The sequence below is a fragment of the Flavobacterium hydatis genome (assembly GCF_000737695.1).
GTDB lineage: Bacteria > Bacteroidota > Bacteroidia > Flavobacteriales > Flavobacteriaceae > Flavobacterium > Flavobacterium hydatis.
In genome coordinates, this window is the sequence record NZ_JPRM01000020.1 from 22,933 (window position 1) to 38,012 (window position 15,080).

Genomic DNA, 15,080 nt, shown 5'->3' on the forward strand with positions numbered 1-15,080 from the left:
AATAAAAAACTCTAACCCAATATTTTAGGATTAGAGTTAATTAATTACTCTACAATTAATACCCCTTTCATCATGGCAACATGCCCTGGGAAACTACATAAAAAGTTATATGTACCTTTTTTATCTACAGTAAATTCAATAGTATCCTCTTCTCCTCCACCAAGTAATTTAGTATGTGCAATAATTGAAGCTTTTTCTGAAGCTGGAATATAGTCTGTATCTTTTGCTGCAGCTGCCTTTGCTGCAAAAGCCGCTTCATCTGTGCCTTCTTGCAAAATAACCAAATTATGTCCCATAGCTTCTTTAGCAATTTTACCTACATGTTTTAATGTTAGCGTAATTGGTTTTCCTGCAACTGCTTTTAGCTCTTTGGTATTAAATTGCATTTGGTCATTTCCTTCTATAACTAAAACATTAGTAACAGCCTCTGTTACTCCTTCTGATTCTGTTGTTGGTTCACTTACCTCTGTAGATTCAGTAGTTGGCGCTGCTTCTTTTTTTCCACAAGAAGTTATTGCTAAACATCCCATTAGCATTACAATCGAAATTTTGACTTTTTTATTCATTTTTATGTATTTAAATTATATAATATTAATCGTTTTTATTTAATGTTTTAAGAAAGAAGTCTCCAGATTTCACTCCTAGAGCAAGCTCTTCTAATGTTGTTGTCGTGAGCATTTCTAGTAATAGTTCCCGTATTTTTTTAAACTCATTGTGTACTGGACAAGGACGCTTCTCTGAACATTCTTTTAGGCCAATACCACAACCTTTATATATGTTATCTCCATCGATGGCATCAACAATCTGGATTAGTTTTATAGATTTAACAGCTTCATTAGAAACTTCAAATCCACCACCCACACCTTTTGCTGAACCTATGATTCCGTTTTTGGTTAGAATCTGCATTATTTTGGCAGTAAATGGCTCGGGAGAATCTATTTCTTTAGCCACATCTTTTATCCCAACTCTAATTCCTTGTGATGATTTTGTAGCAATAAATATCGAGGCGCGAATGCCATACTCACAGGCTTTTGAAAACATAAACTAGTTTATTAAATTTTATACAAATATATTTAAAAACACATTAAAAGACAAATTTATCTTTAATAGATTTTTAAAATAAAATCTTACCTTATTTATAACCAGAATAATTTAATTATTAAGAAACACATATTATAAAGCAAGTTCTCATAAAAACTAATTTTAGTTTTATCTTTGGTAGATTATAATTTTGTAAAACCATAAAATGTCTTTAAACAGCACCAAAGAATTGAAACTTGCTGTACTTATCGATGCTGATAATGTACCGTATAGTAATGTAAAAGGGATGATGGAGGAAATTACTAAATTTGGTACTCCTACAACTAAACGTATTTATGCCGACTGGACTAAGCCTAATGCAAACGGTTGGAAAAGTGTTTTACTAGAACATGCCATTACCCCTATCCAACAATATAGTTATACCGTAGGAAAGAACTCTTCGGATTCGGCATTAATTATCGATGCGATGGATTTATTATACTCGGGTAAACTAGACGGTTTTTGTATTGTTTCTAGCGACAGTGACTTTACTAGACTTGCAATTAGACTACGTGAGTCGGGTATGAAAGTAATCGGTATTGGCGAAAAGAAAACACCAAGTGCATTTATTGTAGCCTGTGATCGTTTTATATATATTGAGGTATTAGATGGAGCTATCAAAAAGAAAGAACCAAAACCTACCGCTTCGGATTCTAAAAAACCTGTTGAAAAACCAACAGGAAAACAACCTGAAAAACAAACCGAAAAGCCTTTAAATAAAATCGACCTTCAGACAATTGAACTTATCGAAGATACAATTGAAGCAATTGGCGATGATGATGGATGGGCATTTTTAGGAGATATCGGTAATCTTTTGGTAAAGAAAAAACCAGAATTTGACCCTAGAAATTATGGATTTTCAAAATTAACTCCGATGCTAAAATCCTTAACCGATATTCTAGAAATAGACGAAAGAGATTCCGATAAAAAAGGAATCAAGCATAATTATGTTCGCTTGAGATACAGCTAACACATTTCACAATTTACATTTATACTTTTCAAATTAAAAATCAAAAACATGAGAAAAAAATTCTTTATCTACGGATTCTTATTGTTTCTAGTTGTTGCAGCAATTTATCATTATTCTGAGTCAGGACGTGGTTTCTTACTCCTTATAATTATTCCAATATTATTAATCATCGGTGTTTATAATACAATACAAACAAAACATGCTATTTTAAGAAACTTCCCTGTTTTGGGTTATTTCAGATATTTATTTGAAATGATTGCACCTGAAATTCAGCAATACTTCATCGAAAGATCTACAGATGGTAAACCTTTCTCAAGAAATCAACGCTCCTTAGTTTATCAAAGAGCCAAAAACATAGATTCAAGTTCCCCATTTGGGACACAATTAAATCTTAATCACGATAGTTACGAAGGAATTAAACATTCAATTTTTCCTGCTAAAGTAAATGAAGAATTACCTCGTGTTCTTGTGGGCGGAAAAGATTGTAAGCAACCATATTTAGCTTCTTTATTAAATATATCAGCAATGAGTTTTGGTTCGCTAAGCGAGAATGCTGTTCGTGCTTTAAATATAGGTGCACAAAAAGGAAAATTTTACCAAAATACTGGTGAAGGTGGTCTTACAGAATTTCATCTTGCTGGTGGCGGTGATGTTACTTGGCAAATAGGTACAGGATATTTTGGTTGCCGTGATGCAAATGGAAACTTTGATGGAGAAAAATTTAAAGAGAAAGCTTTACTTCCAAATGTAAAAATGATAGAAATTAAACTATCACAAGGTGCAAAACCTGGACATGGTGGTGTACTTCCTGCATCTAAAAACACAGAACAAATAGCCAAGATAAGAGGAGTTCAACCTCATACAACAATTTTATCTCCTCCTAGCCACAGCGCATTTTCTGATGCAAAAGGATTAGTTCATTTTGTAGCCCGCTTACGCGATTTATCAGAAGGTAAACCTATTGGTTTTAAACTTTGTATCGGTAGTACAAAAGAATTTGAAGACATTTGCCACGAAATGATAAGTGAAGATTGTTTTCCTGATTTTATTACTATAGATGGTGCTGAAGGCGGTACTGGTGCAGCTCCGCTAGAATTTGCAGATGGCGTGGGTATGCCGTTTGAACCTGCTTTGATTTTTGTAAACAAAACATTGATTTCTCTAAACATTAGAGATAAGATGAGAGTAATAGGTAGCGGAAAAATCATTTCTGGATACTCTATCTTACACGCTGTTGCGCTTGGTGCAGATATGTGTAATAGTGCCAGAGGTTTTATGTTCTCGTTAGGATGTATACAAGCTTTACGTTGCCATAATAACGAATGCCCTACGGGAGTTGCAACACAAAACAAAATGCTAATGAAAGGTTTAGTCGTTACTGATAAATCGGACCGAGTATATCATTTTCATAAAAACACATTGCATTCGGCAAATGAATTATTGGCAGCTGCAGGAAAAACACGCTTCTCTGATGTTGATATCAATATCTTTATGCGTGGTGATGAATTTACCAATTTATCGGAACTATATTTCCCAGATAACTTAACAAGCGTTACCAAACGCTAGATAAAAAAAGCCTCTTTGTATAAACAAAGAGGCTTTTTCATTTACAAACTGTACTACATCATTAAAACTAACAATATATAATACTATAAAAGAATTTATTTTTTCTGCTTCAAATTTAATAGTAAGAAATCTAATGCTGTTTCTTTTAGTTTTTCTTTAGGCAATGTCTGACTTTCAAATTCTATAAAAACATTAAAACCTTTCGATGTAAAAGATAAAGCATAGCCATTATATTTGGTTTCATTTTTGGAAATTTTATAAGAAATGGTCTTAGTTACCCCTATTGTATTTTCTACTTTAAACTTTTGTAAATTATTATATACTTTAATCCTTTTAAAATTAGTTTCCACATCTTCTTTTGATTCGAAACTATGAACAAATACATTTAGGTTTTTAGGTGACTTAAATGCAATTTGCAACGAATCATCGTGATTATTCTGAAAATAAAAATCTTTCGGTATTTTTATTTGTGTTGATAAATCTAAATATACTAATGAATCTTTTTTAAGCTTCAACACCCCATATGCCTCTTTTTCTGAATATGGTAAACTATCTAAACTTTCATAGCTACTATATAAGATATTATTTGATTTTATCTTTAAAACAGCCTTAATACGATTACTATTTTCTTGTTCATTTCTTTGAATATCTTGGCTTTCAATAAAAGTATTAACAACGGGATTTATAGTATTTATTTTATTTGTATGAGAGCAAGTATATATTGTTTTAGTCACAAAAAATAAAGTTATTACAACACCTAAAACAGTTCTCCAAACAGGTCTTTCATCCATTTATTTAAAATCTTTTTCGTTTAAAACAACTGTGTTAACCAGTTCTCCTTTAGTATTCTTGTACTCGAATATAACATTAACAATACCGTAGTCTTTTACCTTACTAATTATATTTTTTAAATTAGGATTCCTCAAAATATCGTCTTTTAAAACAATTTTAGAAGCCTCCCCTTTCATTGATTCAACAAACTCATTTGGAATTTCTATTTTAAAAACTAATTCATTTTTTTCATTTGCATCAATTTTTAATATTTTAGTTCCGTCTTCCCTTTTAATTGGCGCTTTTGCATTTATTATTGCTAACATTTCTTGTAGCATCGGATCGAGATTAGAATGTGAGTTTACTATTTTTTTATCCGAATTTATAGAATCCATTTTAAAAAGCTCTTCTAATTCTTTCTTATCAACCTTAAATTGGGCAAGTATATCATAATTATTAGCCAAAAAATACATGTCAAAAGTTACACCTTCATCAATCAATTCTATAAAAACCTTATCTTTTTTAAGCATTGTCATCATCATATCAGGAAATATCAAACCATAACTTGACTTATTAGATTCATTTTGTTCTAAATTAGTTTCAAATCTTACCTCGATTTTATTATCTTTTAAAAATGCCTTAGCTGAAGTAGAAGTTATAACATCATTTCTAAAAAGTACGGCTGCATGATTGTACGAACCAACAAATTCTTGAATTTTCTGCTTCGTATTTTTACAACTCAATAATAAAAGTGGAAAAACAATAACAAATATAATTTTGATAAAATGCTTACTCATAGTTTATGTTTTTTTAACAAAATTAATCCCGCAAATGTAATTTAATATTTCACTTACACAATTATGTATTATCTACTATTTTAAAATGATACATAGGTCAGAATAATAACGATTTTACTTTATTACAGAAACTTACCAAACGCTAGATAAAAAAGCCTCTTTGTTAACACAAAGAGGCTTTTCAGTTTTTAGGCTATTTTATAAGTTTACTTTTCTTTTAATAACTCTTTTAATTCTTCCTTATTAATTATCACTTTGGACAGGACTGTATTGTCTTTAGCCAAAAAGTATGTATGAAAAGATACTCCCTCTTCGATTAACTCTTTAGGAAGCTGATCTTTTTTAATCATTTCAGCCAATAAAACAGGAAATGCATTGCTGTATTTCTGTTTATTTGATTCGTTTTGCTCTAAATCAGTTTCAATTCTTATTTCAATTTTATTATCTTCTAAATATCCTCTAGCTGTTGTACCGGTAATATTTTCACCTTTAAAACTTGGCGCTATACTTGTATTATATGTTATAACATATTCCTGAAGCTTTTGTTTAGTGTTTTTACAACTTACTAATAACAATACAATAGCGATAGCAGATGAGATTTGGATAATTTTCTTAATCATAATTTTTCTTTTTGAGTTGAATCAATAAATCATTAATTCAAACATAATCTAATTATATTTCATACACAATACTTATTAATGACCAGAGCAATCACTTTAGTTTGGTTAAATATCGTGATGTGGAAAACCCTTAACAAAGTTTTGAACCAAAGAAGTTTTTCTTAAAACTATCACTACCCATTTTAATCATAGCTCACGGTTTCAACCGTGTGATACAGATTACGATAATATATTACGCTCCAACGGTTGAAACCGTTGGCAATGTTTACAACATGTTATTTGTGCTTGCAATCTGTTGTCGAGCTATTAATATAGTTTGAGTTTTCTTTACTTCAAAAATCAAAATGATGATTGTTTTAATAAAAAACTTGGCGAAATTTCAAAGGAAGTTTCTTTCTTTGACAAAGGTTATGCTGATTTTTTTGTGTGATTTTGATTATGGGGACGCACTGCGGTACGCCTCTACTCGTGTGTACAAACCAGTAGATTTTAGATTTTAGATTCTATATGCTAAATATCTTTCATAAAATTTTGAATCAAGACTACAAAGAACCTGATAAAATTTCAATTCAAATTTCTCTAGCCCTGATGGGAACGACATCCTTTTATGACTATCCCGATGTTAATCGGGATTAACATAAAAGATATAGTGTACAGCGGGAATAGCTCCATAAAAAACTACAAACGTAAAATCCCGCGAAAACTTTGTAACTTTGTATGAATATCATTTTAATTACACCTAGTATATAATGAATCTCGTTTTTGCTTCGAACAATAAAAATAAAATTCTGGAAATACAAAGTATTCTAAACGGTAGTATAAAAATATTAAGCTTGGAGGATATTGGTTGTCACGAAGATATTCCTGAAACTGCCGATACTATTGAGGGTAATGCTATTCTTAAAGCCGATTATGTAACCAAAAATTATGGTTACGACTGTTTTGCCGATGATACTGGTCTTGAGATTAGTGCTCTGAATGGAGAACCAGGAGTATATTCGGCTAGATATGCTGGAGAACAACGCGACTCTGATGATAATATGAATAAAGTTTTAGAAGGACTGAATAATGTTTCTAACCGAAAGGCTCATTTTAAAACTGTGATTGCATTAAATTTAAACGGGAAACAACACCTATTTACAGGAATTGCTAATGGAAATATTACTCAGGATAAAAAAGGAGATCAAGGCTTTGGCTATGACCCGATTTTTCAGCCTGAAGGCTATGAAGAAACTTTTGCTGAATTGCCCTTAACGGTTAAAAATAAAATAAGTCATCGCGGAAAAGCAACGCAACAACTTATTGATTTTCTTAACCTAGTTTAATAATTGTTTAAAATGCAACATTTTAGAGTCTGAAATTTAAATTTCTAGACGTTTTTTTGCAACATTTTCTAAAAAGTCGATAATAAAATACTTAATCACAAATATAACTATTTGATAATCAAATCATAATAAATATACAATTCTTAAAATAGCATTAGTTTATCTGAATAATTAACAGTAATTTTGCACCCTATTTTAAAAATACATATGAATAAATTTGAACAATTAGGATTGAGTGAATCGTTACTGAAGGCGATTTTAGATCTAGGATTTGAAAATCCGACCGAAGTACAGGAGAAAGCGATTCCCCTATTATTGGAAAAAGACACAGATATGGTTGCGTTGGCTCAGACAGGGACAGGGAAAACGGCAGCTTTTGGTTTTCCGCTAATTCAGAAAATTGATGCCAACAACAGAAATACACAAGCATTAATTTTATCTCCAACACGCGAGCTTTGTTTACAGATTACTAACGAAATTAAAAACTACTCTAAATACGAAAAAGGTATTAATGTAGTGGCTGTTTACGGTGGTGCTAGTATTACAGAACAAGCTAGAGACATAAAAAGAGGAGCACAAATTATTGTGGCTACTCCAGGTAGAATGCAAGATATGATTAACAGAGGATTGGTAAACATTTCTCAAATCAACTATTGCGTTCTTGATGAGGCTGACGAAATGTTGAACATGGGATTCTACGAAGATATCGTAAACATCTTATCAACATCTCCAGACGAAAAAAGCACATGGTTGTTCTCTGCAACTATGCCACAAGAGGTTGCTAGAATTGCAAAACAATTCATGCATGAGCCGTTAGAAATTACTGTTGGAGCTAAAAACTCAGGTTCTTCAACTGTATCTCACGAATTTTACTTAGTAAATGCACGTGATCGTTACGAGGCTTTGAAACGTTTAGCTGATGCTAATCCAGACATTTTCTCTGTAGTTTTCTGTCGTACTAAGAGAGACACTCAGGCTGTTGCCGAAAAATTAATCGAAGATGGATACAGCGCAGCTGCATTACACGGAGATTTATCTCAGGCACAACGTGATGGTGTAATGAAATCTTTCCGTGGAAGACAAATTCAGATGCTTGTTGCTACTGACGTTGCTGCACGTGGTATTGATGTTGATAACGTTACTCACGTTGTAAACTACCAATTACCTGATGAAATTGAAACTTACAATCACCGTTCTGGACGTACTGGTAGAGCTGGAAAATTAGGAACTTCTATCGTAATTGTTACTAAAAGTGAATTACGTAAAATTTCTTCTATCGAAAGAATCATCAAACAAAAGTTTGAAGAAAAAACTATTCCTTCTGGAATCGAAATTTGCGAAATTCAATTATTGCACTTAGCAAACAAGATTAAAGATACTGAGGTTGATCACGAAATTGACAACTATCTTCCTGCTATTAACAATGTTTTAGAAGGATTATCTAAAGAAGAATTAATCAAGAAAATGGTTTCTGTTGAATTTAACCGTTTTATTGCTTATTACAAAAAGAACAGAGATATCTCTAATCAATCATCTGGTTCTGACAGACGTGACGATAGAGATGGTGTTGCAAGACCTAACAATAACGGTGGTGCAACAAGATATTTCGTAAACATTGGATCAAGAGATAATTTTGATTGGATGTCATTAAAAGATTACTTGAAAGAAACATTAGACTTAGGTCGTGATGACGTTTTCAAAGTAGATGTAAAAGAAGGCTTCTCTTTCTTTAACACTGATCCTGAGCACACTGAAAAAGTAATGGAAGTATTAAACAACGTACAATTAGAAGGACGTCGTATTAATGTTGAAATTTCTAAAAATGACGGTGGTGGAAGACGTGACCATAACGGAAGAAATTCTGGTGGAGGTTTCGGTGGCGGAAGAAGTTCTGGCCCAAGAAGAGAAGGTTCTGGTGGATTTAGAAGCGACAGAAATTCTACTCCAAGAGAAGGTGGTTTTAGAGGTGACAGAAACTCATCTCCAAGAGAAGGTGGTTACAGAAGCTCGGCTCCAAGAAACGAAGGTGGTTCTGATAGAGCTCCAAGACGTTCTGAAAGCTTTGGTGATTCATCAAGACCAAGAAGACCAAGAAGAGATTAACACTCATTGTTAATTTTCTTATAATTATACTTGAAGACTACAAAATATTTAATCCTGTTTTACTACTTTTAAAGTTTTAAATCAGTTTATGAAATATTTTGTAGTTTTCTTATTTTTAGTACTTTCCGCGACCGCGTTTTCTCAAGACACTGAGCATTCTCAACGAGTATCTGGTTACATTGTTAACGACAACACAAAACTTCCTCTTTCTAGCGTAAACATCATTAACCTTAATAAGGTAAGAGGTGCTACATCTGATGCTAAAGGATATTTTGAAATTGATGTACAACCAAATGATACTTTACACTTCTCTATTTTAGGATTCCAATCCTTAAGGATTCGTGTTACTAATGACTGGATAAAAAATAAAGTCACAAAAATTCAGCTTACTGAAAAAGCAATTGCTCTTGAAGAGGTAATCATACGCCCTTTTAACTTAACTGGTTATCTGGAAGTTGACTCTAAACTGATTCCTGCAAAAGAAAATTATAGATATAGTATTTCAGGATTAACTCAAGGATATGAAGCTGGAGAATATTCGCCAAATGCTTTTGGTAAAGTATTGGGATCTATCTTTAATCCAACCGATGTACTTTATAACTTTTTCGGAAAAAACCCCAAGGAGCTCAAGAAGCTCAAGGAAATGAAAAAAGACGATACTGTACGTAACTTATTAGAATCTAAGTTTGACAGGGAAACTGTAGCTGTACTTCTTGGAGTAAGCAAAGATGAAATTCCTGAGATTTTAAAACGTTGTAACTACTCTGACTCTTTTATACAATCGGCAAATGACTTACAAATAATGGATGCCATAAGCGGTTGTTACGAACAATATAAAATACTTAAACGTAATTAAAATTACTTTTAACAATAAAAAGCAAATCCTCTCTACCAAAAGTAGTTGAGGATTTTTTTTGTGCCAATATTAAGCATCATAGCTATTTTAATATAAAATTCGTACTTTAACTGTAAATAAACTTCTATTATTATGAAACGAAAAATAAACAAAGTCTTGGATTTTATAGACCTTCATAAAGGAGAAGAAAATAAAAAGAAGGTAATCGAAAATATTACTAGCGCCATTTCTTTTAGAGGTTCTAATTTATGGATATTAGCATGTGCAATACTGATTGCATCTGTAGGTTTAAATGTAAACTCGACTGCGGTAATTATAGGCGCTATGTTAATATCGCCTTTAATGGGGCCAATTGTTGGGGCTGGTTTTGGCTTAGGAATGTATGACTTCGAATTGGTCAAAAAATCCATTAAAAACCTTCTTATTGCCACATTCGTAAGTTTAGCCATATCAACTATATATTTTTACGTAAGTCCATTTAAAGAGGCTCAATCTGAGCTTTTGGCACGTACATCTCCAAACATCTATGATATTCTGATTGCCTTTTTTGGGGGATTAGTTGGTGTAATTGCGGTAACGAGAGTCGAAAAAGGAAATCCTATTCCTGGTGTAGCAATTGCCACAGCTTTAATGCCTCCTTTATGTACCGCTGGATACGGATTGGCTCTAGGCAATATTAGTTACTTTTTTGGCGCCATGTATCTATACACCATAAACTGTGTTTTTATTTGTATAGCAACTTTTGTAATCGTAAAATTTCTAGAATATCCTATTGCCCAACAATTGGATTTAAAACGCGAAAAACAAGTAAAATATGGAATTTCAATCCTTATTATGCTCATGATTTTACCAAGCATTTACTTTGCATATCAGCTTTTTGTTGAGAAAAGCTATAATCAGAAAGCTGAAATTTTCATTAAAAAAGAATTTACTGATCATGATTATCCAATAATATATGAGAAGATTGAATATAACTCTAAGCCTAAAAAAATAAAACTAGCTTTTTTATCTAAGAAATTCAATCATGAGGAAATTGTTGATTTAAACAAAAAACTAACCGAATACAACTTACCCAACACACAACTAATTATTGAGCAAGACACTTTTAATTTAAGTAATAGTAACCTAAACAGAATAAATGCTAATAAAGATATGATAGATAAAAAAGACATCATTATTAATAGTTTACGAGAACAGCTATCTGAATATCAATTTAACAATGAACAAATTACAAACGAATCAAAAGCTTTATTTCCTCATATAACATCATTAACAATTGGAAATTACTCCTATAAAGAAGGACAAACTACCAAAATAATTCCGATCATTTTATACCAAAGTCAAAAAGGATTAGACCATGAAATGGATAATAAATTAAAATCATGGCTTAAGATTAGACTTGCCAAAGATTCGATAGAAGTATATAAACAAGTATCTAAATAAGAAAAAGCAAAGCAGGATTATTTTATAAAAAGGTTTTCGTATCCATAATCGTTAACCATCTGAAAAATAGTTGCTATATTTACTTCATTCATAAAAAGGAAATTAACTAAACTTAAATATCATGGCAAAAAGTCAAGACGCAAAAAAAACGGTAAAGAAAGAACCTCTTAAAACTGCAAAAGAAAAGAAAGAGGAAAAGAGAGAAAAGAAAAACAGTCCTAAAAGAGACTAACATTTAGTATTCAGTCGCAGTTTTTAGCATACAGTTTTTTAACTGAAAACCGAAAACTGCGACTGTTAACTTATTACTTTACTGGGATATTTGATAGAATTTCTAATACAAATTTCCAATATTTCTGAGCAGATGAAATACTTGCTCTTTCGTCTGGCGAATGTGCTCCATGAATTGTTGGTCCGAAAGAAATCATATCCATATCTGGATAATTTGTTCCTAGAATCCCACACTCTAAACCAGCGTGACATGCTACAACTTTAGGTTTTTCGTTATTCTGTTTTTCATAGATTCCAACTAAAACATCTAATATCTCAGAGTTTACATTTGGAGTCCATCCCGGATAACTCCCTGAAAGTTCTACTTCGCATCCTACTAATTCAAAAGCTGAACGTAATGAATTTGCTAAATCAAATTTAGACGTTTCAACAGAAGAACGTGTTAAACATCCGATAGAAATCTGACCGTCTTTTACAATTACGCGAGCGATATTGTTTGAAGTTTCTACTAAATCGGCCATATCAGCACTCATTCTGTAAACTCCATTATGAGCAGCGTAAATTGCACGAATAATACCTTCCTGAACACCTAAATCCATTACCTTGGCAGGCAAATCGCATTTTACGATTTCTATTGTAAGGTTTGGTTCAGTAGTTTTATATTCGGTTTTAATATCGTTGATGATTTCCTGCATATCAAAAATGTAAGCTTCATCAAACATTTCTGAAATGATTACTTTTGCTACACTTTCTCTTGGAATTGCATTACGCAAACTTCCTCCGTTAATTTCTACTACTTGTAATCCGAAGTTTTCGAAAGCATCAAATAATAAACGGTTCATTATTTTATTTGCATTCCCTAACCCTTTATTGATATCCATTCCTGAATGACCACCATTTAAACCTTTTACAGTAATAATATGACCAACTGACCCTTCTGGAACTTCTTCTTCATTATATGTTCTTGTAGCAGTTACATCAATTCCTCCAGCACAACCAATATCAATTTCATCATCTTCTTCAGTATCTAAATTCAATAATATCTGACCTTGAAGAATTCCTCCTTTTAAATTTAATGCTCCTGTCATTCCTGTTTCTTCGTCGATTGTAAACAATGCTTCGATTGCAGGATGCGGAATGTCTTTACTTTCTAAAATTGCCATTATTGTTGCAACTCCAAGACCATTGTCTGCACCAAGCGTAGTTCCGCGAGCACGAACCCAATCCCCATCAACATACATATCAATACCTTGTGTATCAAAATCAAAAACCGTATCGGCATTTTTTTGATGTACCATATCCAAGTGTCCTTGTAAAACAATTGCTTTACGATTTTCCATTCCCGGAGTGGCTGGTTTACGGATAATTACATTGCGAATTTCATCCTCAAAAGTTTCTAATCCTAAACTAGTACCGAAGTTTTTCATGAACTCAATAACACGCTCTTCTTTTTTAGACGGACGAGGTACAGCATTCAAATCGGCAAACTTATTCCAAAGTGCTTTTGGTTCTAAATTTCTTATTTCTTGACTCATTTATGTTTTGTTTGAAGTTTAACATTTTCAGATCTCAAAGTTACAAAGTTTAAATTCTTTTTTACTGGGAAACTATTTTAAAATTTTCACCAGAAATATTATAAATTAAAAGATCACTTTGGGTATTTAGAAGGACTTAGCGATGTATTAAAAACAGATAGAATATAAATTGTTTTCAACTTTTCATCGATAAAGTAAAAAATAATGAAAGGGAATTTTTTCGTAGGGAAACCGTGATAATCTTTATATCTAATTTGAAAGAAAGGATTTTTAGTCAATGTTTCTATATGACCATCAATTACTTCATAAAAATATTCCCCTAACCCACTTTGCTTAGATTCATAATAATCAATCGCATCTTGTATATCTAGAATTGCTCTTGGCTCAATTACAACTTCAAAAATCATTTTCCAGATTTAAAACGTAATTGCTTTTTTGCTTCATTCCAAGGAAGAAAATCATCCGCTTTTGAAGTTGATCTTCTTTCATCTAACAAACTTTTCATTTCTTCAGTTACAGAAAATTCATTAATTACAGTTTCATAATTAAATTTTTCTATTAATTGCATAAAGAAAGACAATTCATCATCTGGAACATTTAAAGTGATTTGTGTCATTTTTCCTTTTATTAATTAACAAATTTACAAAAAAGAAAGTCAACTACTATTTTAATTATTATTTTTAACCCAAAAGCAAAACCGTGAAACGAAAATATATTCTTCCTCTTTTTTTCCTCCTACAAATCATAATCTTAAAGATTATTCCATTTTTTCCAGAGTTTATTGAAAAAAATTATAGCAACGGATTGTACTTAAAAATTGCTGCCTTTTCCAGGATTATTCTTGGAGGAATTCCTTTTTCTATAGGAGATTGTATTTATTCTATTTTGATTGTATTATTTTTAAGATGGCTTTGGATAAAACGAAAATCATGGAAACTATTATGGAAAGATAATCTCTTAACTGCTTTAAGTTACCTGTCTGTATTTTATTTTTTATTCCATTTTCTTTGGGCGTTTAATTATTATCGAGAGCCTTTATTTGAAAAAATGGGAATTCAAAAAGATTATACTGATGCTGATTTATTGGCTTTCACCAAAAAACTAATAACAAAAACCAACTCCATTCAATTACAAATAACTAAGAATGATAGTCTTAAAGTAGTGTTTCCATATTCGCAAGAACAAGTTTTTAATATGAACTTAAACGGGTATAATAATCTTGCTGCTGAATATTCTTATTTTACTTATTCGCATTTAAGCGTCAAGAAATCATTGTTTAGCTTACCGCTCACTTATATGGGTTTTGGTGGTTATTTAAACCCGTTTACTAATGAAGCTCAAGTAAATAGTCTTGGTCCGATGTATAGTTTCCCGATGACTACAAATCACGAAATGGCACATCAGATGGGTTATGCGAGTGAGAACGAATGTAATTTTATAGGTTTTCTGGCTTCTATAAAAAATGACAATATCTACATTCAATATTCGGGTTATAGTCTGGCTTTGCGCTATTGTTTAGGTATTATAGGTGCTAAAAACGAAACGTTATCTAAACAATTAGTAAAAACTGTACATCCTGGAATCATAAAAAACTATAAGGAAAGTAAGGATTTCTGGAAACAATATGAAACTTTCATCGAAACTGGTTTTCATATTTTCTATGACAATTTCTTGAAAATAAACCAACAAAAAGACGGTATGGAAAGCTATAGCAAATTTGTTGATTTAATGGTTAATTACTATAAAGGTAAAGAGCTGTAATTTATAATAAATAACAGCTCTT

15 protein-coding genes are annotated in these 15,080 nt (G+C 31.8%); 7 read left to right on the forward strand and 8 right to left on the reverse strand.

What is annotated here, in order from left to right:
- Positions 1-44: 44 nt before the first annotated feature.
- Together azu and IW20_RS13355 are read right to left on the reverse strand one after the other, a co-directional pair.
- Positions 45-566, reverse strand: a complete 522-nt coding sequence (azu, locus tag IW20_RS13350; RefSeq protein ID WP_035623115.1) for an azurin — start codon at positions 564-566, stop codon at positions 45-47.
- 25 nt (positions 567-591) lie between these two features.
- A complete protein-coding gene (locus IW20_RS13355) occupies positions 592-1,041 on the reverse strand; it encodes an RrF2 family transcriptional regulator (RefSeq protein ID WP_035623117.1) in 450 nt (149 codons plus the stop codon).
- 205 nt (positions 1,042-1,246) lie between these two features.
- Between IW20_RS13355 and IW20_RS13360 the strand changes: the two genes are divergently transcribed.
- Complete coding sequence (locus tag IW20_RS13360) at positions 1,247-2,050, forward strand: NYN domain-containing protein (protein WP_035623119.1); 804 nt, start codon at positions 1,247-1,249, stop codon at positions 2,048-2,050.
- Positions 2,051-2,098: 48 nt separating this feature from the next.
- Positions 2,099-3,616, forward strand: coding sequence for an FMN-binding glutamate synthase family protein (locus IW20_RS13365; protein ID WP_035623121.1), 1,518 nt, complete (start codon positions 2,099-2,101; stop codon positions 3,614-3,616).
- A 95-nt stretch (positions 3,617-3,711) separates the two neighbouring features.
- Here IW20_RS13365 and IW20_RS13370 read toward each other — a convergent pair whose 3' ends face one another.
- From IW20_RS13370 to IW20_RS13380, 3 genes are all read right to left on the reverse strand, one after another.
- A complete protein-coding gene (locus IW20_RS13370; protein WP_035623123.1) occupies positions 3,712-4,407 on the reverse strand; it encodes a hypothetical protein in 696 nt (231 codons plus the stop codon).
- Positions 4,408-5,184: a hypothetical protein gene (locus tag IW20_RS26605; RefSeq protein WP_205625912.1), complete on the reverse strand. Its 777-nt coding sequence runs from the start codon at positions 5,182-5,184 to the stop codon at positions 4,408-4,410. It abuts the gene before it with no gap.
- 206 nt (positions 5,185-5,390) lie between these two features.
- On the reverse strand, positions 5,391-5,804 hold the full coding sequence (locus tag IW20_RS13380) for a hypothetical protein (RefSeq protein ID WP_035623125.1): 414 nt from the start codon (positions 5,802-5,804) through the stop codon (positions 5,391-5,393).
- A 749-nt stretch (positions 5,805-6,553) separates the two neighbouring features.
- On the opposite strand from IW20_RS13380, the gene IW20_RS13385 reads away from it, so the two are divergent.
- The 4 genes from IW20_RS13385 to IW20_RS13400 all read left to right on the forward strand — a co-directional run bounded on the left by IW20_RS13385 (position 6,554) and on the right by IW20_RS13400 (position 11,531).
- Positions 6,554-7,129, forward strand: coding sequence for a non-canonical purine NTP diphosphatase (locus IW20_RS13385; RefSeq protein WP_035623127.1), 576 nt, complete (start codon positions 6,554-6,556; stop codon positions 7,127-7,129).
- 207 nt (positions 7,130-7,336) lie between these two features.
- Entirely contained in the window at positions 7,337-9,232 is a 1,896-nt protein-coding gene (locus IW20_RS13390; protein ID WP_035623129.1) for a DEAD/DEAH box helicase, read from the forward strand.
- Positions 9,233-9,320: 88 nt separating this feature from the next.
- Positions 9,321-10,088 (forward strand): carboxypeptidase-like regulatory domain-containing protein, encoded by a 768-nt coding sequence (locus IW20_RS13395; RefSeq protein ID WP_035623131.1) that lies wholly within the window; start codon positions 9,321-9,323, stop codon positions 10,086-10,088.
- 132 nt (positions 10,089-10,220) lie between these two features.
- Positions 10,221-11,531 carry a TIGR00341 family protein gene (locus tag IW20_RS13400; protein WP_035623133.1) on the forward strand — a complete coding sequence of 437 codons (1,311 nt, stop codon included), beginning with the start codon at positions 10,221-10,223 and terminating at the stop codon, positions 11,529-11,531.
- A gap of 305 nt (positions 11,532-11,836) precedes the next feature.
- On the opposite strand, the gene IW20_RS13405 is transcribed toward IW20_RS13400, so the two are convergent.
- From IW20_RS13405 to IW20_RS13415, 3 genes are all read right to left on the reverse strand, one after another.
- Positions 11,837-13,297, reverse strand: a complete 1,461-nt coding sequence (locus IW20_RS13405; protein WP_035623135.1) for an aminoacyl-histidine dipeptidase — start codon at positions 13,295-13,297, stop codon at positions 11,837-11,839.
- A gap of 113 nt (positions 13,298-13,410) precedes the next feature.
- Positions 13,411-13,704, reverse strand: coding sequence for a type II toxin-antitoxin system RelE/ParE family toxin (locus IW20_RS13410; RefSeq protein ID WP_035623137.1), 294 nt, complete (start codon positions 13,702-13,704; stop codon positions 13,411-13,413).
- Positions 13,701-13,913, reverse strand: a complete 213-nt coding sequence (locus IW20_RS13415; protein WP_035623139.1) for a hypothetical protein — start codon at positions 13,911-13,913, stop codon at positions 13,701-13,703. The genes IW20_RS13410 and IW20_RS13415 overlap by 4 nt, the downstream gene beginning before the upstream one ends.
- Before the next feature lie 83 nt (positions 13,914-13,996).
- Between IW20_RS13415 and IW20_RS13420 the strand changes: the two genes are divergently transcribed.
- Positions 13,997-15,058: a DUF3810 domain-containing protein gene (locus tag IW20_RS13420; protein ID WP_035623141.1), complete on the forward strand. Its 1,062-nt coding sequence runs from the start codon at positions 13,997-13,999 to the stop codon at positions 15,056-15,058.
- The last annotated feature ends 22 nt before the right edge of the window (positions 15,059-15,080 follow it).